We start from the raw sequence: 22124 nt of genomic DNA, 5'->3' as shown, positions 1-22124 counted from the left end.
ATAGACCGACTGCACGTACACCGTATCGCTGCCTTCGTCGGCAGCCTCGACGACCGTATCCCCGCCATTGTCAACCCAATAGGTGTCATTGCCGATACCGCCGGAAAGCGTGTCGGCACCCATGCCACCATCCAGCCAATCGTCGCCAGCCTCACCCGATAGCACGTCATTGCCGGCGCCGCCGATCAGCCTGTCGTTACCCGCACCGCCGACCAGTATATCGTTGCCGGCACCACCGGTAATGGTGTTGGCAAGGGCATCGCCCGTCCCGGCAAAATCGCCGGTGCCGATGTAGGTCAGGTCCTCGACATTGGCAATATTGGTCAGCGTGTAGGCAGAAAGCGTCGTCTTGATCAGATCCGTGCCTTCATTGGCAGCCTCGGTCACAACGTCGGCCAGATTATCGACAAAATAAGTGTCGTTGCCCGCCCCACCAATCAGGATGTCGGCTCCCGCCTTGCCATCCAGCCAATCGGACCAAGTTCCGCCAGTAATGATATTGACCGCAGCGTTGCCCGTACCCGTGAACGACGTCGTGCCCGTGTAAGTCAGGTTCTCGACGTTGACGCTGAGCGTGTAACTCGAAAGCGTCGTCCTGACCGTGTCCGTTCCCTCGCCTGCGTTCTCGGTCACGACATCGTTCGCAACATCGACAATATAGGTGTCGTCACCCACCCCACCCGACATCCGGTCCGATCCGGTACCGCCGTTTAACGTATCGTCGCCGGCATCGCCAGTCAGCGTATCATTTCCGGCATTGCCCCATAGGGCGTTGTCGACCTCGTTGCCAACAATCGTATCGCTACCGGAGCCTGCCTGAACATTCTCGATCAGCGATGCCAGGTTGTCGTGATAGAGAAGCGCATTGAAGATGTTGCCGCGAGCATCGCCACCATTCGAGCCACCGCCCAAGTAAGCCAACTGGACTTGAGAAAAGACCGAGTACCCCCCTGGTCGCAGGTCGATTTGAAGGCTGGTCGTGTAGGCGCTGAGATCATAGGTGTCGATACCGCCGCCATCCCAGATTGTCGCGAAGATCCTGTTCGCGTCCGGCGTGATGGCCGCGACCCCGTCCACATAGGTGACGCCTTCGTTCGGCTTCCACTTGTAAACCGTATTGCCACTGTTGGTCGTGTAATCCGCACCGTACATTTCCTGTAGAGCGGCGATATCGAGCATCATGAAGGTCTGAGGCGCACCGTTCTGCTCGTATTTGTAACCGGTCGGACTGTCTCCGACATATGTACGGTAGGTCATAATCGTATATTCGAGGGAATCGTAGGCACCGGGCACGACCAGCGGATTGTCTATGTCCGGCTCATGACCGTGTTTCAGACCGAGAGCGTGACCCAGTTCATGTGCCAGCGTATGGCCGGCATAGTTGCCGAACTCCGGGTAGCGATAATCAACCACCGTGCCGGCATATGCCGTCCCGAACCAGACATCGCCGGCCGCACTGTCCGCACTTGGAGTATACGCCCACGCAGTCGGGGGATACCAGGATTGTGCAAAGCGCACCGACGCAGTGTCCGCGTTCCCGGCGACGAAATCGGCATTGGTAAACCCCTCAACGGAGAAGCCGTCATTTGCCGTGTTTCCGTAGGATTGCTCCATAAAGAACAGGGCAAAAGAGCGCTGTTGCGAAGAGATCGCGGAGAAGCCGTAGTCCTTCTCGCCGTCATAGGAATACGAAATCGAGCTGGTGGGAAACGCGTAGGTTATCGTGCTGTCCCAGGCGTAGCCGCTGAGAAGCCCGTCGATTTTCTGATCTCCCGTCAAGCTGACGTTCTTCGTGGGAGTAACAATGCCCGTCATGAAATCACCGCTTGTTTATACCACCCTGCCATGCCCCGGATCGGTTCACCTCCCCGCAGGCACGACGCTCGGCTGAAAATTGAAGTTAAGCCCGTCGGCACAGCGATGCCGACAACCCTGACAATTGGCTCTTTGAGTTGTGCTGATGGGTAAAGCACTTCAGAACATAGTTTACAGTAAACACGCCTTTCATCCCTAAAACCCAAGATAAGCCTTGTTATTTACTTACAAAACGGGCGAACGTACCGCAGTCGCAAGACGTACGCAGCCCATAAATCGTGCCGGTCCTCATCGCTCATGAAGCGCCTCGTCAGCCACCTCAACCAACGGAGAAAACACATACTCTAATATTCTGCGCTGGCCGGTGCGCACCTCCGCGACAGCCGCCATGCCCGGCGACAATTTGACATCCGCGCCGTCAGCTTGAATGTGATCGCTCGCAAGGCGCAGCGTAACGGGAAAGACCAAATTCTGCATTCGCTCGGCACCGCCAAAGGTTGCGCCTGACTGCCTCGCGATAGGGTCTCCTTCACGACGGGTCGCGTCTGGCTCGGGAATGGCATCCGCGGCGACCTTCACGACGACGGCTGAAACCGTCCCGTAGCGGGTGAAGGGAAAGGCCTCAAGCTTTACGACGGCTTCCTGGCCCACTCTGATGAAGCCAATGTCCTTGTTCGGCATATAGACTTCAAGCTCAAGCGAACTGTCTTCCGGTACGATCCGCATCAGGTCCTGGCCAACGGTGACCACCTGCCCGATACCGGTGACAGATGAGGATTGCACCGTTCCGTCAATCGGACTGCGCAACGTCATCTGCTCGAGAGAATTCTTTGCTTTCGCCAGACGCTGCTCCAATTCGTCCGCGCGCCGCTCGGCATCGCCAAGCCGGTCAAGCTGATCGCTCAGAAAGGCGCCTTCTGCTTTCCGTTTCTCCTTGGCGAAGACATCGATTGCAGCCTCGGCGTCAGCAAGTTGCGCCTGCTGTATCGCCAGCTGCGTCACCTGTTCCTTCATTGTCTCTGTTGCATCGATGACGCTTGCCATGGTGCCGGCATCTTTCAAGGCAAGCATGCTGCGCATCGCCACACGCTCCTTGAGCGTTTCAACGAGGGATTCCTGCGCGGCCACTGTTGCCTTGAGCCGTTCGCTTTCCACTTCCTTCTGATGCTGCTGCGCGTCGAGCGAGGCGATGATTGCGTGATATTTCTCGATATCGCCGCGAAGAATGCCGTTCTCACGCTGCTGCAGCTCGAGGCCGGTATCGTGGTCCCAGCTGACTTCCGGAACGGATCCCGCCGCCGGTTGCGAACGCACGAACTGGATGGCGGCCCTGCGGCGCTCAACCTCCGCCTTGACTGAGGCAAGGCTCTTTGCGGCGTCCCTTTCGTCTGCGAGAGCATCCGCCGGATCAAGTTCGAGCAGAATGTCGGCCCGGCGCACATGGTCGCCGTTTTGTGGCGGCAGCGTCTTCACCTTGCCTGTCAGCAACGGCTGGACGACCTTGACGCGGCCGGTCGGCTGGATCTTGCCTTGCGCCGCAGCGATAATGTCGATGCGGCCGAAATAGGACCAGACCAGCGCAACCGTGGTGAACAGACAGATGATCAGGATCAGCGCCATGCGTATGGGCGATGGCGGCGTCTCCAGAACCTCCAGGGCCGGCGCCAGAAATTCGTGATCGGCACGCTTTGCCGGCCGCCGCGGAAGACCCAAATAGCGAGAGGCGTTCGCGGTTGCGCTCATGCCGCTCCCCTGTCGTTCTGCAAGGCCCAAAGACGCGAATAGAGGCCATCTGGCCGCCCCAGCAATTCGTCATGGCTGCCGACCTCGACGATCCGGCCGTCTTTCATACCGACGATCCTGTTGCATGGCCGGATCGCGGCAAGCCGGTGGGCGATGATGATCACCGTTCGGCCGCTGGCAATCTGCCCCATGTTCGCCTGAATGACCCTCTCGCTTTCGTAGTCGAGCGCACTGGTTGCCTCATCAAAAATCAAGATCCGCGGATTGGTCGCAAGAGCCCGGGCGATAGCGATCCTCTGGCGCTGGCCGCCGGAGAGGTTTGCCCCGCGCTCTTCAATCATCGTGTCATAGCCCTGCGGCAGCCTTGTGATGAAATCATCGGCGCCGGCGAGCCTGGCAACAGCAATGACTTGAGCCCGTTGCATCGCCGGGTTTGAAAAAGCGATGTTGTCATGAATCGTGCGGTTGAACAGAAGGTTCTCCTGGAGAACCACGCCTATATGGCTTCGAAGCCAGGCCGGATCGAGTTGCGAAAGATCCGCCCCGTCGAGAAGAACCTGCCCCTCTTCGGGGAGATACAGGCGTTGCACGAGCTTGGTCAGCGTCGATTTTCCAGAACCGGAAGCACCGACGATGCCGATCACCTCTCCGGGCCGAACCTCGAGCGATACGTTCTTCAGAACGTCCGGGGAGCCGGGCCGATAGCGGAAGGTGACATTTCGAAATTCGATATGCCCCCTCGGAGCCGGCAGCGACAAACGAACGGCGGGCTGACGCTCCGTCGGCGTGTTGAGAATGTCGCCAAGCCGATCAACGGAGATTTGCACCTGCTGGAAATCCTGCCAGAGCTGGGAAAGCCTCAAGACCGGCTGGGTGACCTGGCCGGCAATCATGTTGAAAGCGACGAGCGAGCCAACCGACAGCTCGCCATCGATAACGGCCTTGGCGCCGAAGAGAAGAAGAGCTGCCGTCGAAAGCTTGCTGACATATTGGATGGCGTTTTGTCCGCCAGCGCCAAGCAGCGTCGTGTCGAAAGCTGTCCGCACATAGGCTGCAAGCTTCTCCTCCCATTGTGCCTGCATCACCGGTTCCACCGCAGCGGATTTGACCGTGTGGATACCGACGATCGCTTCGACGAGGAACTGCTGGCTCGCAGCACCACGGTTGAATTTCTCCTTGACGAATTCGCGAAGCGGCGGCCTGACGATCATACCGATCAGGATGTAGATCGGGATCGCGGCAATGACGATCAGCGTCAGGCTCCACGAATAAGCAAAGAGAACCGCGATGAAGACAAAAGTAAAAATGACATCAAGCGCAGAGAAAAGCCCCTGGCCGGTCAGAAATGCACGGATCGTTTCGAGCTCGCGTACCCTTGCAACGGTCTGGCCTGCCGAGCGGGTTTCGAAATAGCCGAGTGGAAGCCGCAAGAGGTGATGAAACAACCGTTGCCCAAGTTCGACATCGATCCGGTTCGTCGTGTGCGCCAGCGCGTAGGTTCTCAGATATTGAAGTACGACATCGAAGAGACCGATGATCGCAATGCCTGCGACCAGCACAAAAAGCGTCGAATAGCCTTTGTGTGTCAGAACCTTGTCGACCACGACCTGAAAGAACAGGGGTGTCACGAGCGCAAATATCTGCACAAACAGCGAGGCAAGCAGAACATGGGCGAGTGGCTTGCGATACCGCCAGATGGACGGCAGGAACCACTTGAAGCCGAACTCCCTGGGATCGGATCCGTCTCCGCCGATCCGCCGGCCGACAAGGATCACGCGCGAACCGATTTCCGCCAATATGTCCGAGGGGGCAATTTCGCGATCAACACGCGTTATCGGATCGACGAGCCTGTACTTTCCGGACGGATTCAAGCCGCCGAGCACTTGAAAGGAGCCACCGCGCACTTTCACGATTGCCGGTACCGGCATTGATCGAAGGCGGTGCTCCGTGACCTTCTCTACCACACGCGCCTTGAGGCCGATGATCCCGGCTGCTCGCTGGATGTCGATGGCTTCGGATGCACGCCCCTTCAGCGCCAGATCGTGCTGAAGCCGGATCGGGTCAGCAGCGATCCGATAGAATGCAGCGATACCGCAAAGCGCACGAAGACCGGAGTCGTGATGCTGCGGACCGATGCCATCCATAAGCGAAGTCATTTTCCCTTAAGTTGCGGACAGGCGCAGCTGTGGCGGCGAACCGTTCACCTTGAGCCTTTACACAGGATGTAGCTTAGTCGGAGCTACAACGCTATGGGGATATTGGGGCGCACAAGTTTTCGGGATGGTTGTGGCTGAGAAATCACGAAAGACGACTAACAGAAGCTTGACTTGCTTCCGTCTTGTGCATCCGGACTTACTCAAATCCTTGCCCAGGACTTTGTAAAATCCGCACACACGCCGTCGGCGTCGGCGTCAGACCCGAAGTTCCATAAACTGTTCTTTCTCGCAATCGTCGGGGCTTGATCGCGGCTCGACGATATCGGAGCCGGACCGACCCCAATCCCCGGCGCGCCTCAAGGAGCCCATTTCGGGGCAGGTGCGGGGCCGTGGCTCCCTGACGAGGGCCGCTCTGCCGCGGCCCCTTTCGTGACGCTGGATGCCAGTGCGATCCGGTTGGCACGATACGCGGATCAGTGCGCGACAAGCACCATCTTCTGGTTCACCAGTTCCTTGATACCCGCACCTGCGAGCTCGCGACCGTAGCCGGATCTCTTCACCCCGCCGAACGGAAGTTCCGGCCCGGTGAAAGAGGATGTGTTGATCCACACCGACCCGGTCTCGACCTGCGATGCCAGCGACTTCGCGCGCTCGACGTCCGCGGTGAAGATCGCGCCGGAGAGCCCGAAGTTCGAATCGTTCGCAATCCTGATGACGTCGTCATCGTTCGTGATGACATGCACCTGCGCCACGGGACCGAAGAACTCCTCGAAATAGGCGGGGTTGTCTCGCATTACATTCGTGAGAATGGTCGGCTTGTAGTAGGCGCCAGGTCCCTCGATCACCTCTCCGCCGACCAGGACCTTGGCCCCGGCCTTGACGGCGCGCTCGACTTGCCCCGCAATATCGTCACGTGCTCCTACCGAAGACATCGGTCCCAGCCCGATGGTTTCATCCATGGGATCGCCAATCTTGGTGCTCGTGAATTTTTCGGCGAGCTTCTTGACGAACTCGTCGGCAACCTTCTCGTGGATGAGGAAGCGTTTCGCGCCGTTACAGACCTGCCCGCACCCGCGAAGCCGTGCCTCAAACCCGGCGGCGACGGCCTTGTCGACATCCGCATCGTCGAGGACGACGAAAACGTCGCTTCCTCCGAGTTCCATCACGGACTTCTTGAGATTCCTGCCCGCGTTGGCCGCCACGACGCTCCCCGCGCCCTCCGAACCGGTAAGGGCCACGCCTTGAACCCGATCGTCGCCGATAAGCTTTGAGATTTGCTCACCCGTCGCAAAGATATTCGTCCAGGCGCCCTCCCGCGCACCTGCTTCGATCAGCAGCTCTTCGAAGGCAACTGCGGCCTGCGGGACCATGCTGGCATGTTTTGCGAGCACGGGATTGCCGATTGCGAGGTTCGGTCCGGCCACGCGAACCAGCTGATAGAAGGGGAAGTTCCAGGGCTCGACGGCGACGACGACGCCGATCGGGTGATATTCCAACCATGCATCGCCCTTCGATGTCACGACCTTCTCGCGGGCGAGAAAGGCTTCGGCGTTGTCGGCATAATACCGGGCGATTTCGGCGGTGATCCGCACCTCGGTGCGCGCCTCGTTGATGCGCTTGCCCATTTCCAGCGTAAGGATGCGTGCCAGGTCGTCCACGCGCTCGCTTGCCAATTCCGCAAACCGGCGCAAGACCTTGAGCCGGGGCGTCCTGTCGCCTTTGCACCAAGGCGATTTATAGAGGGAGTGCGCCCGGGTGAGCGCCCTTTCAATTTCCTCGTCGCTGTGATTGTTGAATGTCTTGAGGACCTTACCGGTCGCCGGATTTACGCTCTGATAAGCCATGTCATATTCTCCTCTTAATGTGGGATCGGAAACGGCCGATCTTGAGAACATTGGACGCGCCTTCGCGCAGCGCCGCGACCCGGGTCGCGATCGATGAGAGTCGTGGCGGTAACGGATTCGAGCCGCCGATCAGAATTCCTGCGCCGTCGGACGCAGCACGATCTCGTTGATGTCCACGTCAGCAGGTTGCTCGATGGCAAACGTGATCGCCCTTGCAACGGAACTGGCGGGGATCGCCGATTTGTAAAATTCCATCACCGCATCCTGCGACGTGCCGCTCGTCGTATGCTTGAGGTCGCTCTCGACGGCGCCGGGCTCGATCGAGGTCACCCTGATCTTGCTTCCGACTTCCTGGCGCAGCCCCTCGGAGATGGCGCGGACAGCGAACTTGGTGCCGGAATAGACCGTGCCCCCCGGCGCGAAGACCTTGACGCCAGCGACGGAACTGACGTTGATGATATGGCCCATTTCCTGTTTGATGAACATCGGCAGGACCGCAGCAATGCCGTAAAGGGTGCCCCTGAGGTTGACGTCGATCATCGCGTCCCATTCTTCGGTATTCGCCTCCGCCATCGGGCGGATCGGCATCAACCCGGCATTGTTGATCAGGACATCAAGCTTTCCGAAATCGGAAACGACCGCGTCCACGACCGACTTGAACTGGTTCTTGTTTGCCACGTCCAACTCGTAGGCTTGGGCCTTGCCGCCGGAGGCGGAAATCCTGAAGGCAACCTCGTCAAGTTTGCCCCGCCTGCGCGCGGCTATCGCGACCTTCGCGCCCTTTGAAGCCAGCATCTGGGCGGTCTCGGCGCCCAGGCCGGTTCCGCCACCGGTGATCAGTACGACTTTTCCTTCGATATTGGTCGTCATCTTCTCTGCTCCTTTCCTGAATTGACCGATCGCGTGCCCGCCAACCCAAGATCAATGGCGGATACGGCGGCTTGGGCAACAGCGATGTCCTGCTCCACCGAGCCGGCACTTGCTCCTACCGCTCCGATCAGCCGCCCTTCTCGGACGACGGGGAGCCCGCCACCAAAGATGACGACGTTGCCGTCATTACTCTGATGGATGCCGAAAAGCGGCCTGCCGGGTTGGGCCAGGCTTGCCAGGTAATCCGTTTTCTTGTCGAAGAGCCGTGCCGTAACGGCCTTCTTGATGGCCAGATCGATGCTGCCGATCAGCGCGTCGTCCTGCCGGACGAAGGCGATAAGATGTCCTCCGGCATCGACCACAGCGACATTGTAGGCGATGGCAAACTCCACCGCCTTTGCTTCCGCCGCCGACAGCATCAGTTTAGCGTCATCGAGGGTAAGGGTAGCGATAAGCCTGGTCATCTCGCATCCTCGGAAGATCCGATCGGCGCACATCATTCGAGCGAACAGTTCACACCCGCGGCGACATGCCGGAGCGTCCGCACGATGCGTCTCGGTCATCTGAATGGGATACAGACTAACATCCGGTCTTGGCGATGCACGCTAAACGCCGTCAATGCGTGCGAAATCTGCCATGTCATCGCTCTTGCTCGAATTAACAAAGCCAAGCACAGGCAATCGAAGGTCTTGCAGTTCTTCGCAATTGACCGCGTGCACTCGATCCGCGACGAACCGGCGTATAGCTCGCTATGAGCGCGGAACACGCCCGAAATTCCGCAGTTCCGTCAGCAGGTTTCCGGCTCTTTGCAAGTCAGGAGTATCGAAGCCGTCCACGAATTGGCGATAGATGGGCTCGAGAACACTTTTAGCGTCATCAAACCGCAAACGATCTTTCAAAACAGCGGCAAGATCCGTTGCGGAGCGAATCCTCCAGCCCCACGCACCGTTGTCTTCGGCCGCTTGCAGCGACTGACGCAAGGTGGCGATCGCATCGTCATCGCGCCCAGCCGACCGTTCTTTGACGGCTCGCAAGCGCAGCAATTCGGGCACCATCGAGCGTTGCGGTCCTACCTCGAACAAATAGTCGAGAATCCGCATGCCTTCATCCGTATGCCCGTTCGCGTAGAGCGCCCTTATCAAAAGCGCGTAGTATACATGACGTCCGATCTGCCTAAGACCGGTGCGGAGCTCATCAAACGCCGACATTACTCCGTCTGGGTCCTTTCGAACGCCGGAGAGTGCATCAAGCGCTTCGATATGGCAGTTTGCGACCGGAATCCATGCCGGCATGCCGTGACGATAGATCGTGTCCTTCAGTAGCACGGAGTAGTATTTGGCTTGCGCCCATTCCTGACATTCGCTCAGAACAAAAAGTATTCCGTGTGCATAAGAATAGATGAGCGTCCATCCATGATGAGCTTCCAATGCCTCACGCGCGATAATTCGGGCGCCGCTGAGGCCCGTTCCGGGCCTGCGGGAGCCAAGCCACATAAGCGCACTTATTGCCGTTTCTGATCTGATCCTGGGATCGAGATCAAAGCGCGAAACGGATCCCTCCGAGGCGTTCCGCAGTTGCTGACGCAACTTTTCCATCCTGGCTATCGCGGGTGGATATTGGCAGTGGATGATGTCCAGTTCCGTGCGAAGAAATTCATGTTCCCATTGCGCCAGGCGATTGTGCGAGCGCGCTGCGACGCGTTTCAACTCTTTGAGAATCTTTTGGACTTCGGTCTGGTTGCCGGGCAGGAGCCGATATCTCGCCAGAGCGCCCAAGGCCTGGCACTCAGCATTGGTATCCCCGATTTCACGTGATAGCTGAATTGCGGTCTCAAAGGTCCTGATGGCCTTCTCCGCATCGGCTGATATGTAGCTGCTTACGGCCGCCAGCCCCACAATCAGCTTAAGCTTCAGGCTTCTATCATCGCAGCCGATACGGTCGAACTCGGCAAGCGCGTGCTCGCAGTTGCTGCGGGCCTCTTCGCTTGACGACAACTCATGCCATAGAGGTATGCCGGATGCGACCAGTTGCATGCCAAGCAGCGGATCGCCGCGAAGAAAGAGCGCCCACCCGATAGCCCTGCGCAAATCGTCCGCGTGGCTGGCATAGGCAGCGTGCCACTGCCGCGCCGGAAGCCGTGTCCGATCGACACTCGCACGAGTGAAGATGCCCAGCACAAGGCGAGCATGAGCCTCCGACACGACTGGCAGCTCCCCCGAGGCTTCCAGCAGATTGCCTGCGAATGCTCGAGTGCTGTCAAGAAGGCGGTATCGCATCCCGCCCGACATCTGTTCGACGCTCAGCATCGACTTGGCGCGCAGCCCGGCGACAGCATCAAAAACGGTCGTTGGATCCAGGCCGTAGTGGATTGCGACGCTGACAACCGCATCCATATCGAACGTACCCATGAAGATCGACACGGCACGCAACACGGCTGCCTCGCTCTTCGTCAGGAGTGCATAGCTCCACTCCAATGTCGCAAGCAGGGTCTGTTGGCGAAGTGGTCCATCCTCACCACGTCCGATCAGTGTCGTGAAACGATCGTCAAGCTCCCCCAGTACATCGGGAGCACTTCGGCCCGTCAGCCAGGACGAAACAAGTTCGATGGCAAGAGGCGATCCGTCGAGCCGTCTGCATATCTCGGCGACCGCAGAGGCATCTCTATCCTCAATCGTGTATTTCCCCTTCTCGGACGCTCGTTCGACAAGTAGCTGGGGCGCGGAGTAAAGAAGGACTTGTTCGGAGGTGTAGCTGCGGCCAGGCGGAGGTACTTCCAAAGGAGAAAGCCAGAGAACCTCTTCTCGTTTCGCGCGGAGAGCCTGGCGGCTCGTCGCGAGAATCCTGACGTCCCTGGTATTTGCAAGGACGACATCGCAAAGATGCGCAACGGCATTGAGTACGTGCTCGCACGTGTCGAGCAAAAGCAGTGTCTTCCTTCGAGCGAGGATCGATGAGATCGCCTCAAGGCGATCCTGACTGCTTGAACTGATACCGAACGCCGCGGCAACTGAAGGGATGACGAATTCCTCACCGGCCACCCGGGCGAGATCGATGAAGGTGACAAAACCGCCCTCTTCGTCTTCGAACAGCTGAGCGGTGGCGACCGCAACCGTTGTCTTTCCAATGCCGCCGGGGCCAACGATCGTGGTCAGTCGGTTGGTGGCAATACTGTCTCGCAATTCGGCGATTTCGACATCCCGCCCGATAACCGTGCCCAGTTCGGGAAACCGGGTATTTGCCACAACAGGCAGATCCGCAATGCTCGGGATGTTTTCGGCAACAATCTGATCGCTCAGCCAATAGCCACGGCCTACAAACGTCCTGATATAGTCCTCCGCGGGGGAATATTCCCTCAGTGCCCGCCTGAGCGAGGCGATTGTCACTTTCAGATTGGCCTCATGGACAAAGATGCCTGGCCACGCAGCGTTATATAGTTCCTCCTTCTGGACTATTTCGCCCTTTTTTCGGGCCAGGGTCACCAGCATCTCCATTGCCCGACCGCCGAGCTGCACCTCTTCGGCACCGCAAAACAAGCGGCGGTGCTCCCTGTGAAGGCGAAAGGGACCAAATGCGACCACATCATCCGGTTCCGTCGATACCATGCGCTCCTCTTTGCGGGCTGAATGATCGGGTCCGCGCAAGAATGGTATCGAGGCCATTATCGCGCGCGGGCGGACGCGACAATTTCCGGATCTCGGCCAACCAGCCCTGGAGCACGGCAGAGCCTGTCTGCCATCGGCGGCATTATCGGACCAAATTACCTCACTTGGCTTGCTTTGATATACCACGCCCATAGCCGGCCGATAAATTTTTGGCCGATTGTCGGCGTCAGTTTCATGCCGCGCGGCGCCCGATAATTTACCGCACTTTACCCCCTTGGTGGCGAACTCCTGTAACATCAGAACTGGATACATACGGATTGCGTTGCCCTAACGAGGACAAAACCATCGAGGGAAACCGAAATGGGATATCACGGCAGCAGCGGCTATTTTAGCTTTGGACCATTTCGCTTGAACCCGACTGCAAGGGTTCTCCTGCGAGGCAACGATCTGCTGGCAATAGGCAGCCGCGCCTTCGACATCCTTGTCGCCCTCGTCCGACACCGGGGACAGGTTCTCTCACACGGGGAGCTCATGGCATTTGCATGGCCTGGCCTCAACGTCGAAGCTTCCAACATACGCGTGCAAATGACACATCTGCGGCGCGAAATCGGCTGTGGCGAAAATGGCAATCGCTACATCGTCAGCGTTGCGGGCCGCGGCTACAGCTTCGTCGCTCCGGTCACGTGGGAAGGGGCGTCCGAACCGGATCCGCCCTGCCATGCCGCCCTGAGCGACGATCGGACTTGTTTCGATGGATCCTATGCCGCAACGATGGTTTCGTTTCCGCCTCGATTGGGCCGCCCTATCGGCCGCGACGAGAATATTTCCAAGCTTTCACAGATGGTGGCGGAGCGCCGCTTCATGACCATTGTGGGCGCGGGAGGAATCGGCAAGACGACTCTAGCTGTCCTGGTGGCACGTGCGCTCCCCATGTTCGAACTGGCGTATTTCGTCGATCTCGGCTCAGTCGAAGATGAGACAGCGGTGCTGGGAGCGGTGGCCTCAGCTCTGAAGATCCCCGTTTCAGCAAGTGATGCCATTGGGGCCATTGTCGGTCAGCTGTCACCAAGACGCATCCTCTTAGTCCTCGACAACTGTGAACATGTTATTGACGCAGTGGCCGATATCGTGAGTTCGCTGCTTCGACGGACCTCCAATACGCATGTTCTCGCCACGAGCCGGGAAGCGCTCCGTATGCCCGGCGAGTCGGTATTCCTTCTGCGACCGCTTGCTGTTCCTCCAAACACAGGGCGTTTGACCGCCGCCCAGGCGTTACATTGGCCCGCGATCCAGCTATTCGTGGAACGCGCGGTCGATAGCGGTTACCTGGAGCCGCTGGGCGACGAGGAAGCAGCTAGGATAGCGGCCATTTGCAGGAGATTGGACGGCAACCCGCTGGCGATCGAGCTTGTTGCAAGCCGCATGGGACCCTATGGCCTCGATCGGGTCGCGCAACTGTTGGACAACCAACTTGCTTTACGATGGCGGGGCAGTCGATACGCCAACCCTCGACATCAAAATGCGGAAGCAATGATGGATTGGAGCTATGCCCTTCTGTCCGCGATGGATCAACGAGTCTTCAGGCAACTATCGGCCTTCTCGGGCGAGTTCTCCCTCGATGCCGCCCTCACGATGATGGAAGACGATGGCCTCGGGCAAGCAGATACCGTCAAATCCATCGGTAATCTTATCGACAAGTCCCTCCTTTCAGTTCACCCGGGCACGGGACCTGCGCACCTCAAGCTATCAGGCATCGCTAAAACCTATGCAGCGTTCAAGCTGCGCGCATCTGGGGAGCGCATGCTCACAGAACATCCCCAGTCTTTGCGCCATGTTCAAACATCTCAACAACACGATGCGAGCATGATTGTCTCGTCGAATGGCGGACAGGCGATGCAACTCCAGGCATCTTGAGCTTCCAGGGTTTCCTGCCGGGAGCCGCAGACCATGCAGTTTCTCGATGCAAATGGATTGGCGCGCGCTACCGACACGGCAGCCGGCAGGCGGTCATGATGCCTCGTCGGCCAACGCAGCAAAACGGGAGGAGGCGAAGGGTCTGAAGAACCACGGGAGGATGCGGTTGCCTGGCGCACATCTGAACACGCCATAATCGCAGGATTTAACCACAATTAATATGCCTCCGAGGCTCGGTTGGTTGATTATTCCCAATATCGCCATCGGATCACTGACCGGAGAACGTCGCATGTCCCGAAACCTTGGACTTGTCGCCAGCGCCCTAATGGCCTTCGCAAGCATATCTCCTGCCGCGCTCGCAGCGGATCTCAAAGCCAAGACCGTCGTCCTCGTGCACGGCGCTTTTGCCGACGGATCGTCCTGGCAGAAGGTGATCCCGCTTCTGGAAAAGGTCGGATTGAAAGTTATCGCCGTCCAGAATCCTTTGGAATCCCTCGAGAGCGATGTGGCCTTCACCCGGCGCGCAATCCGCGATGCCGAAGGACCTGTCGTGCTCGTGGGTCATTCGTGGGGTGGCGTGGTCATCACCGAGGCGGGCAACGGCCAGAAGGTCCAATCCCTGGTCTATGTAGCTGCCTACGCACCTGATGCCGGCCAATCGCTGGTCGATATCGCCTCCCGATACCCCGCTCAGGAAAGCCGAAAGACCTATGTCAAGGATGAGGACGGGTATCTCAAGATAAGCGATGAAGGAATCTCCAGGTACTTCGCGGCAGGCCTGTCGCCAGACGAGCAGAGGCTCGTAGCGGTCGTGCAGGGACGTTTCCATGTGCGCGCCACCACCACGCCCGTCAGCCATGCCGCCTGGCGTGACAAACCCTCGTTCATGGTTGTAGCGACGAAGGATCAGATCATCGCGCCCGATATGCAAAGAGACCAGGTGAAGTCCGCAAAAGCCGAGATGGTTGAAGTGCCGTCGGGCCACGTTGCCATGCTCTCCCATCCCGAAGAGGTCGCAGATCTCATCGTGGAGGCGGCCCGGTAGGCCGGCAAAGGCAAGGCAGGACCATGCGATGCCCACAATTGCAACCTTCACTTTCCGAGACCAGGCGGATGCTGAGGGAACGTGAGCCAGAGGCCGCCGGCATGGGCATTGGAATGAGTTTCACCATCGTAACCGCTCGCTCGCACCGTTTTTAACCGCATCAAGTCAGGAGGTTCCCATGAACAAGGGTAAAGTGCTTGTCATTGGTTCGAATGCTACCCGGATCGAAATTCAAGGCGGTGGAACTGGTCCCACCGGTCAATACCTCAACGAAACCGTCGTACCTGCCATGGCGCTTTTCGAAGCCGGTTACGACGTTGTGCTGGCGACGCCCGACGGCACCAGGCCGCATATCGATCCCGTATCGGATGTTGCCCAGCATTTTGATGGTGATGAGGCCGCCCTGCAGCGCGGGCGCGCCTTTTTCAGCGACAATCCGGGAATGAAGCACGTCCGGACCTTGAGATCGGTGATCGACGAGGGGCTCGAGGGCTATGCGGGTGTCTTCGTGCCTGGGGGACAGGCGCCGGTCGTCGATCTCATGCAGAACGCCGACCTCGGCGAAATCCTGCGCCATTTCCACAAGAGCGGGAAGCCCACTGCCTTCCTGTGTCACGGGCCGATTGCCGCGCTTGCCGCGCTGCCGCAGGCAAAAGAATACCGGGCGGCCTTGATTTCCGGCGACTTGGGCAAGGCGTCCGAACTGGCGAAAGCCTGGCAATATACCGGCTACAAGATGACGGTATTTTCCGCCAGCGAGGAGAAACCGATCGAAGAACAGATCCTTCACGGCAAACTCTATTTCAACATGCCCGACGCTTTGCGCATCGCTGGCGGCGACGTCACCACAACCCCGGTCGACTTCTCCCCGCATGTCGTGGAGGACCGCGAACTGATTACAGGCCAAAACCCGCGATCGGATCATCCCCTCGCGGAGAAACTCATCGAGGCGCTCGACCGGGCAACCGTTTCGGCATGAGTTGACGCGATGGCGGCATGGAAGGTGCCAGTGTGCCCTTTCATGCCGTTGTCCCCTGCCCGCAATGTCTTGTGCGTCCAGGCGGACCGGCCTGGCGCATCCCATCGGGGAGCCTTTGGTATGATGCAATCGCCGACCAAGATCACAGCCATCCTGACTGCCCACCTCGGCAAAGCCGCCGAGCTGCGAACATTGCTTGTTGGCATGGCACCGCTTTGCAGGGCCGAACCCGGCAATCTGCGCTGGGATGTCTGGCGCGACCGGGCACATGGCGATCGCTATGTTCTCGATGAACTCTACCTGGACGCCGCCGCCGTCGAGGCGCATCGCATGACGTCCCATTATCAGGCCTATCTGAGCAAGATTCCCGAACTGGCCGAGCGAACGGCGTGGGAGCTCGAGCCTGTGGAAGTTAGGTGACGGCCAGCCACCTCACCCTATTTCCCCATCGATACCGCCCGCTTTTCCATCTGCATGGCGTGTCGCCAGTCCGGCGGCCGCCCAGGAGGCAGGCAGGTCATCGGTATCGTGAGGGGGCTACTTCAGATTCCGGGATAGGAACAGGGGATGATGACATCAAGCAGCCGGTTGCGGGGGCCTGATTGCACGGACAACCTGTAAAGTCACAAGCCGCAACTGCTATACAGTCGCTATTACTTACTTGCATCACGAGCGGTCATGCTGCAAACGCGGCGATGCCACGCCAGCCAGGTTGCCAGTTCATCGGAGGCGACACGACCAGATCGTCGCCACGGTCGGCCTCCATCCAGCAAATTCAGAACCGCCAGATCAACGGCACGATGAACACCGACACGACGAAGAACCAGAGCAACAACGGCAATCCGAGCTTCCAGTAGTCGTTGAAGGCATAGCCGCCGGGACCCATGACCATCAGGTTCGTCGGTGTCGCTATCGGGGTCAGGAAGGCGGCTGCCGCGGCAACCGCAGTGCTCATCAGGACCGGGCGTGGCGAAATCCCCATGGCGGTCGCCGCCGCCACCCCGATCGGGATGACGATCAAGGCCGTCGCCGTATTGCTGATCAACTGCCCCATGATCGATGTGAGCACGAAAAGCCCGGCAAGCAGCGCGACGGGACCCGCCTCTCCGACGGCGGCGACGAGATGATCTGCCATCAGCTTGGCCGCGCCTGTTTCCACCATTGCCGTCGAGAGCGGCATCATCGCGCCGACGAGGATAACGGTCGTCCAGCCGACGGCGCGGTAGGCTTGCTCGACGGTCATGATCCCCGAGAGAATGATGGCGCCGGCGGCAAGCAGACCCGCCACCGCCGGCGGCACGAGGCCGGTGGCGAGCAGAAGGACCATCACGACCAGGATGACAACCGCCTGACGGGCGCCGGGACCCATGGGAACCGCTTGGCGGCGGACCAGTTCGGGCGAGTTCACCACCAGCACATCAGGGTCGTTCAGATGGACGTCGAGCGCTCTCCAGGTTCCCTGCAGCAGCATCGTGTCGCCAGCCTGCAGGACGACGCCACCGGCATCCTTGGCAACGCTGCCCGGCGGAATGCCGGCGCCCCCGCGCTGCGCCGCAAGAATGATCAGATCGCCGCTTTCGTGGAGCGGCGAGGAATTTAATGCAGCGCTCGAAAAGCTCGCGGCCAGCGGCAAGTTCGAATATGCGATCGACCTCGGCATGGCCGATAAAACCGAATGGTACAGCTACGCCTTCAGCCCGTTTCTGGAAAGCTTCGGCGGCAGCTTGATCGACAAGGAAAATTATCAAACCGCCGAGAACGCCCTTAACGGAGACAATGCCATCAAGTTCGGGGAATGGTGGCAGTCCCTGTTCCAGAAAAAACTGGCACCCGGAACATCGCAATCGCCTGCCGACCATGAAACCGGCTTTCTAGAAGGCCGCCACGCGCTGCAATGGATGGGCAACTGGGTTGCGGTGAAGGCTCTGGAGAAATATGGAGACGACCTGCTGTTCCTGCCTGCCCCTGATTTCGGGAACGGTCCAAAGATCGGCGCAGGATCCTGGCAATTTGGCGTATCAGCGACCAGCAAGCATCCCGAAGGCGCATCCGCCTTCATTAAATTCGCCATACAGGACAAATATCTCGCGCAGTTCTCCGATGCGATCGGCCTGATCCCGGCCACGTCTTCGGCAGAGGCTGTTCATCTCCAGTATCGCGGCGAGCGGGATAAAGGGATAGCAACTGCATGAAGGGCAGGTCGCGCGACGTGATATGCGAGCGGATAAATCGCCTGAAACAAAGCGACAAAATGCTTAAACGCTTTACTCATACTCGCGGACGGGGCCGAAATACGCGCGACGGCCGGGCCTTTATGGGAGCGAAGGAAGATTTCGGAAAATCATCCGCGCCTGAATCATTACGGGTTCGACCTGCCTGTTGACTCAGTTTGATGCCCTTCTCACACTAACGGGTTGTGCCGTTCTGGAGGATAAGGCTAATGAAAATGAGATTTCTCAGCGGGGCTGTTCTCGCCTTGATGTTTTCCGTCGCAATCGCCTCCGCCCAGCAGGCGTCCGACACGGTGGCTCCCGAGAAAGCGACGGGGCTTGCCACCGCCAAACGCGTCCAGTCAAAGAACTTCATGGTCGCCGCAGCCAATCCGCTCGCGACCAAAGCGGGGCGCGACGTGATCGCCGCGGGCGGCAACGCCATAGATGCGATGGTGGCGGTGCAGACTGTGCTGGGCCTCGTTGAACCGCAGAGTTCCGGTCTCGGCGGCGGCGCCTTCCTCGTCTATTACCACGCAAAAAGCGACAAGCTGACGACGTTGGACGGCCGGGAGACGGCACCGATGGAAGCCACACCAAAGCTCTTCCTGGATGACAAAGGTCAGCCGCTTAAATTCATGAACGCAGTGATCGGCGGTCGTTCCGTTGGCACGCCGGGAACGGTGCGACTTCTGGAGGAAGCTCACAAACGCTATGGAAAGGCGGAATGGGCAAGCCTGCTGAAGCCGGCGGAAACGCTGGCGACCGATGGCTTTCAGGTGTCGCCGCGCCTTGCCTCTCTGATCGCCTCCGAGGGCGACTGGCTGAAGAAATTTTCAGAGGCGCGGTCCTATTTCTTTGACACCTCCGGGGCCGCGCGGCAGGCCGGTGCTCCGTTGAAGAACCCGGCCTATGCCGAGACGCTTGCAGCGATCGCCAAGGGCGGCGCCGATGCCTTTTACAAGGGGAAAATTGCCGAGGCGATCGTCAAGACAGTGCGCGAGGCAGCCGACAATCCCGGCGTGCTGTCGCTTTCCGATCTTTCCAACTATCGCGTCATCGAGCGCGAGCCAGTCTGCTTTATCTATCGTGCACTTGACGTTTGCGGCATGGGACCGCCATCGTCAGGCGGCATCGCCATCGGCCAGATGCTCGGCATGGCGGAGAATTTCGATCTCAGATCGCTGGGGCCGAAAAATGTCGAAAGCTGGCGCATTATCGGCGACGCGCAGCGTCTCGCCTTCGCCGACCGCGAGCGTTACGTCGCTGACACCGATTTCGTGCCGCTACCGGTCAAGGGCATGCTGGACAAGACCTATCTAGGCGAAAGGGCAAAGCTGCTCGACGGCGACAAGGCGCTGGCCAACGACGCCGTCAAGGCCGGTGAGCCGGAATGGGACCACGCGCTGCTTTTCGGCCGGGATTCCGCGCTTGAGTTGCCGTCGACGAGCCATTTCGTCATCGTCGACAAGGAAGGCAACGTGGTCTCGATGACGACGACGATCGAAAGCGGCTTCGGCTCGCGTCTGATGACGAATGGCTTCCTGCTCAATAACGAATTGACGGACTTTTCCTTCAAGACACATGACGGCGGTCTGCCAATCGCCAACCGCGTCGAGCCCGGTAAACGACCGCGCTCCTCCATGGCCCCGACTATCGTGATGAAGGATGGAAAACCGCTGCTCGCCATTGGTTCGCCCGGCGGAAGCCAGATCATCGGTTATGTGGCGCAGGCGCTGATCGCCTATATCGACTGGGGCATGCCGGTGGAAGTGATCGTCGCCCAGCCGCATCTCATCAACCGGTTCGGCACCTACGACATCGAAGCCGGCACCAGTGCGGAAGATCTGGTCGCGCCGCTGAAGGCGCTGGGTTACGAGGTGAAACCGAGTGAGATGAATTCCGGCCTGCATGCTATCAAGATGACCGCCCAAGGCTTGGCCGGCAGCGCCGATCCACGACGCGAGGGAGTGGTGGTGGGGGAGTGAACGCTCAGCCTGCGGAAAGGGCATGAGCGCAGGCGACACCCATGCTGATGCAGCACAGGCTCTGGTCGTCGAACGGAAACTGTCGTCTCCGAAGGTCACGATCATTGTGCGGTTGGCGCCATAATCCTGCAAAGAGGATTTCTTCCGGTATACGGCCACACCCTTTTGTTCTCGCCGGTGCTTAGGCTTTCAGAGGGTCTCGTGTGAGCTCATCAGCTCTGAGCGTGGAGGGCATAACATGTGTGCCGCCGCTTCCCGATGCGTGTTGGGGCACCGATCTTGACGAGTTGCTGAAAGTCGCGTGCCGCTGCGCCCGCGATGTGGCGGTGATCGAAATGTAGTTTTTCGCGCTGAGCCCACCAGGACCCGGGCACGCGGAAAACCGATCTCACATCTTCGGGAACATCGTTTGACCACTGGAGTTAGGGGCGCTTCAACCAAAAGGAGAAGCATGATGCCCCGTGGCGACAAGTCTTCCTATACGGACAAACAGAAGCGCAAGGCCGAGCATATCGAAGAAGGATATGAGGATCGCGGCGTCGGCAAGAAGGAGGCCGAGCGGCGTGCTTGGGCCACCGTGAACAAGGAAAGCGGCGGCGGCAAGAAATCCGGCTCCGGTCGTGGCCATGCCGAGAACCACGCCTCTTCCGAAAAGGGTGGCCGCAAAGGTGGTGAGGTCGCTGCTGCAAGACCGAAGGCAGAGCGATCCGCTTCCGCCAAAAAGGCCGCTGCCACCCGCAAACGCAATGAGCAGCACGCCCAGCACTAAGCGGGTCTGCAGTAAGGATCTACCGTCAGAAGGAGTTACCGCGATGAAAGTCCAGGAAGTCATGACGCATGATGTGCGCGTCGTGAATGCGGAAGAAACCATTCAGGAAGCAGCCCGCATCATGGCGGAAATCGATGCCGGTATCCTGCCGGTCGGCAAGGAAGGAAAGTTGTTGGGAATGCTCACCGACCGCGATATCGCAATTCGCGCAGTTGCCGAAGGCAAAGGTCCGGACACCAAAGCGAGCGACATCATGTCCAGGGAAGTGAAATACTGCTTCGATGACGAGGATGTGGAAGATGTCTGCGGCAATCTCGGCGACCAGCAGATCCGCCGTATTCCCGTCCTCGACCGCAACAAGCAGTTGGTGGGAATCCTGTCCCTCGGCGATGTCGCCGTGGAAACCGACGGCACCGGCGTGGGGCGAGGCATTGGCAGCGATCTCCCGTCCCGGCGGGACCCATAGCCAGTCGGGCGTGCAGCCGCATTAAACCTATGGCCCGGAGCCTGTTTTGATGGCTCCACCGACTAGATCATCACCGGGGAGGGCTGCACTCCTCCCCTGGGCAAGCCGCTGTGCGGCAACGGGAGGACCAGATGTACGACAATCACGGCGCCAATCATGAAGGGAAAACCCACGCCGCCGGCCATCCCTATGCGGCTTTCGCCCTTAACATGGTCCTCAGCCTGGTGGTTATGTACCTCGTGATGTTCTCCATGATCGACGGCTGGGGCGACTTCCGGAACAATTTCAACATGGTCTACATGGCTCTAACCATGGTTGCGCCGATGGGCGTCCTTATGCTCGCGACGATGGGTGGGATGTATCCGAACAAGCGGCTGAACCTTTTTCTCCATGCCGGTCTCGCCCTCCTCTTCGTGGCGGCTTTCACCGGTACGCGTAACCAGACCCTGATCGGCGACCGACAATTCATTGCTTCGATGGTCCCCCATCATTCCGGCGCCATTCTCATGTGCAGAAATGCGAAGATCACCGATCCGGAACTTATGGCACTCTGTGCGGAGATTTCCCGCGGCCAGCGCGCAGAAATCGAGCAAATGAACGCAATCGACGAGCGCCTCCACGGAGAGATCGGCGGGCCTTCGAGATGATTGCCGGCGTCTCTGGCCGCGCCTCTTGACGCGCCGCGTCGTCATCCGGCATTTTCCGGGGCATGGCGCGTCACAG

Annotated in this window: 16 protein-coding genes and 1 pseudogene; 9 read left to right on the top strand and 8 right to left on the bottom strand. The window is 59.2% G+C overall.

From position 1 onward, the window contains the following. From ACFPWW_RS07685 to ACFPWW_RS07655, 7 genes are all read right to left on the bottom strand, one after another. On the bottom strand, positions 1-1815 hold a 1815-nt coding region (locus ACFPWW_RS07685; RefSeq protein WP_377311284.1), incomplete at its 3' end, for a M10 family metallopeptidase. A gap of 288 nt (positions 1816-2103) precedes the next feature. Then, positions 2104-3558, bottom strand: coding sequence for an HlyD family type I secretion periplasmic adaptor subunit (locus tag ACFPWW_RS07680; protein ID WP_112705775.1), 1455 nt, complete (start codon positions 3556-3558; stop codon positions 2104-2106). After that, on the bottom strand, positions 3555-5702 hold the full coding sequence (locus ACFPWW_RS07675) for a type I secretion system permease/ATPase (protein WP_113498390.1): 2148 nt from the start codon (positions 5700-5702) through the stop codon (positions 3555-3557). The genes ACFPWW_RS07680 and ACFPWW_RS07675 overlap by 4 nt, the downstream gene beginning before the upstream one ends. Before the next feature lie 485 nt (positions 5703-6187). Continuing rightward, a complete protein-coding gene (locus tag ACFPWW_RS07670; RefSeq protein ID WP_377311283.1) occupies positions 6188-7558 on the bottom strand; it encodes an NAD-dependent succinate-semialdehyde dehydrogenase in 1371 nt (456 codons plus the stop codon). A gap of 129 nt (positions 7559-7687) precedes the next feature. Continuing rightward, positions 7688-8428: an SDR family oxidoreductase gene (locus ACFPWW_RS07665; protein WP_112758432.1), complete on the bottom strand. Its 741-nt coding sequence runs from the start codon at positions 8426-8428 to the stop codon at positions 7688-7690. After that, a complete protein-coding gene (locus tag ACFPWW_RS07660) occupies positions 8425-8892 on the bottom strand; it encodes a GlcG/HbpS family heme-binding protein (protein ID WP_112705771.1) in 468 nt (155 codons plus the stop codon). The genes ACFPWW_RS07665 and ACFPWW_RS07660 overlap by 4 nt, the downstream gene beginning before the upstream one ends. A 285-nt stretch (positions 8893-9177) precedes the next feature. After that, the gene (locus tag ACFPWW_RS07655; protein WP_377311282.1) at positions 9178-12030 is read right to left on the bottom strand and encodes an ATP-binding protein; all 2853 of its coding nucleotides are present in this window, start codon (positions 12028-12030) and stop codon (positions 9178-9180) included. Between the two features lie 360 nt (positions 12031-12390). Here ACFPWW_RS07655 and ACFPWW_RS07650 point away from each other — a divergent pair, with 360 nt between their 5' ends. From ACFPWW_RS07650 to ACFPWW_RS07635, 4 genes are all read left to right on the top strand, one after another. After that, on the top strand, positions 12391-13944 hold the full coding sequence (locus ACFPWW_RS07650) for an ATP-binding protein (protein WP_377311281.1): 1554 nt from the start codon (positions 12391-12393) through the stop codon (positions 13942-13944). 241 nt (positions 13945-14185) lie between these two features. After that, complete coding sequence (locus ACFPWW_RS07645; protein WP_377311280.1) at positions 14186-14989, top strand: alpha/beta fold hydrolase; 804 nt, start codon at positions 14186-14188, stop codon at positions 14987-14989. Positions 14990-15167: 178 nt separating this feature from the next. Continuing rightward, the gene (locus ACFPWW_RS07640) at positions 15168-15968 is read left to right on the top strand and encodes a type 1 glutamine amidotransferase domain-containing protein (RefSeq protein WP_377311279.1); all 801 of its coding nucleotides are present in this window, start codon (positions 15168-15170) and stop codon (positions 15966-15968) included. 120 nt (positions 15969-16088) lie between these two features. Then, positions 16089-16388, top strand: a complete 300-nt coding sequence (locus ACFPWW_RS07635) for a putative quinol monooxygenase (RefSeq protein ID WP_377311278.1) — start codon at positions 16089-16091, stop codon at positions 16386-16388. Positions 16389-16743: 355 nt separating this feature from the next. On the opposite strand, the pseudogene ACFPWW_RS07630 reads toward ACFPWW_RS07635, so the two are convergent. After that, positions 16744-17547: pseudogene (locus ACFPWW_RS07630) on the bottom strand (SLC13 family permease); the annotation flags it as partial. Here ACFPWW_RS07630 and ACFPWW_RS07625 point away from each other — a divergent pair. From ACFPWW_RS07625 to ACFPWW_RS07605, 5 genes are all read left to right on the top strand, one after another. Beyond that, a complete protein-coding gene (locus tag ACFPWW_RS07625; RefSeq protein ID WP_377311277.1) occupies positions 17498-18160 on the top strand; it encodes an extracellular solute-binding protein in 663 nt (220 codons plus the stop codon). The pseudogene ACFPWW_RS07630 and the gene ACFPWW_RS07625 sit on opposite strands and share 50 nt — an antisense overlap. A gap of 248 nt (positions 18161-18408) precedes the next feature. Then, positions 18409-20166, top strand: a complete 1758-nt coding sequence (gene ggt, locus ACFPWW_RS07620; protein ID WP_377311276.1) for a gamma-glutamyltransferase — start codon at positions 18409-18411, stop codon at positions 20164-20166. A gap of 454 nt (positions 20167-20620) precedes the next feature. After that, on the top strand, positions 20621-20935 hold the full coding sequence (locus ACFPWW_RS07615) for a plasmid stabilization protein (RefSeq protein WP_377311288.1): 315 nt from the start codon (positions 20621-20623) through the stop codon (positions 20933-20935). A gap of 43 nt (positions 20936-20978) precedes the next feature. Then, complete coding sequence (locus tag ACFPWW_RS07610) at positions 20979-21401, top strand: CBS domain-containing protein (protein ID WP_377311275.1); 423 nt, start codon at positions 20979-20981, stop codon at positions 21399-21401. Between the two features lie 131 nt (positions 21402-21532). Further along, positions 21533-22048, top strand: a complete 516-nt coding sequence (locus ACFPWW_RS07605; RefSeq protein WP_377311274.1) for a DUF305 domain-containing protein — start codon at positions 21533-21535, stop codon at positions 22046-22048. Positions 22049-22124: the final 76 nt, after the last annotated feature.

Origin of the sequence: Rhizobium sp. GCM10022189, assembly GCF_042656325.1 — a bacterium.
GTDB lineage: Bacteria > Pseudomonadota > Alphaproteobacteria > Rhizobiales > Rhizobiaceae > Rhizobium.
The sequence above is the reverse complement of the archived record's forward strand: the minus strand, read 5'-3'. Positions and strand labels throughout refer to the sequence as shown.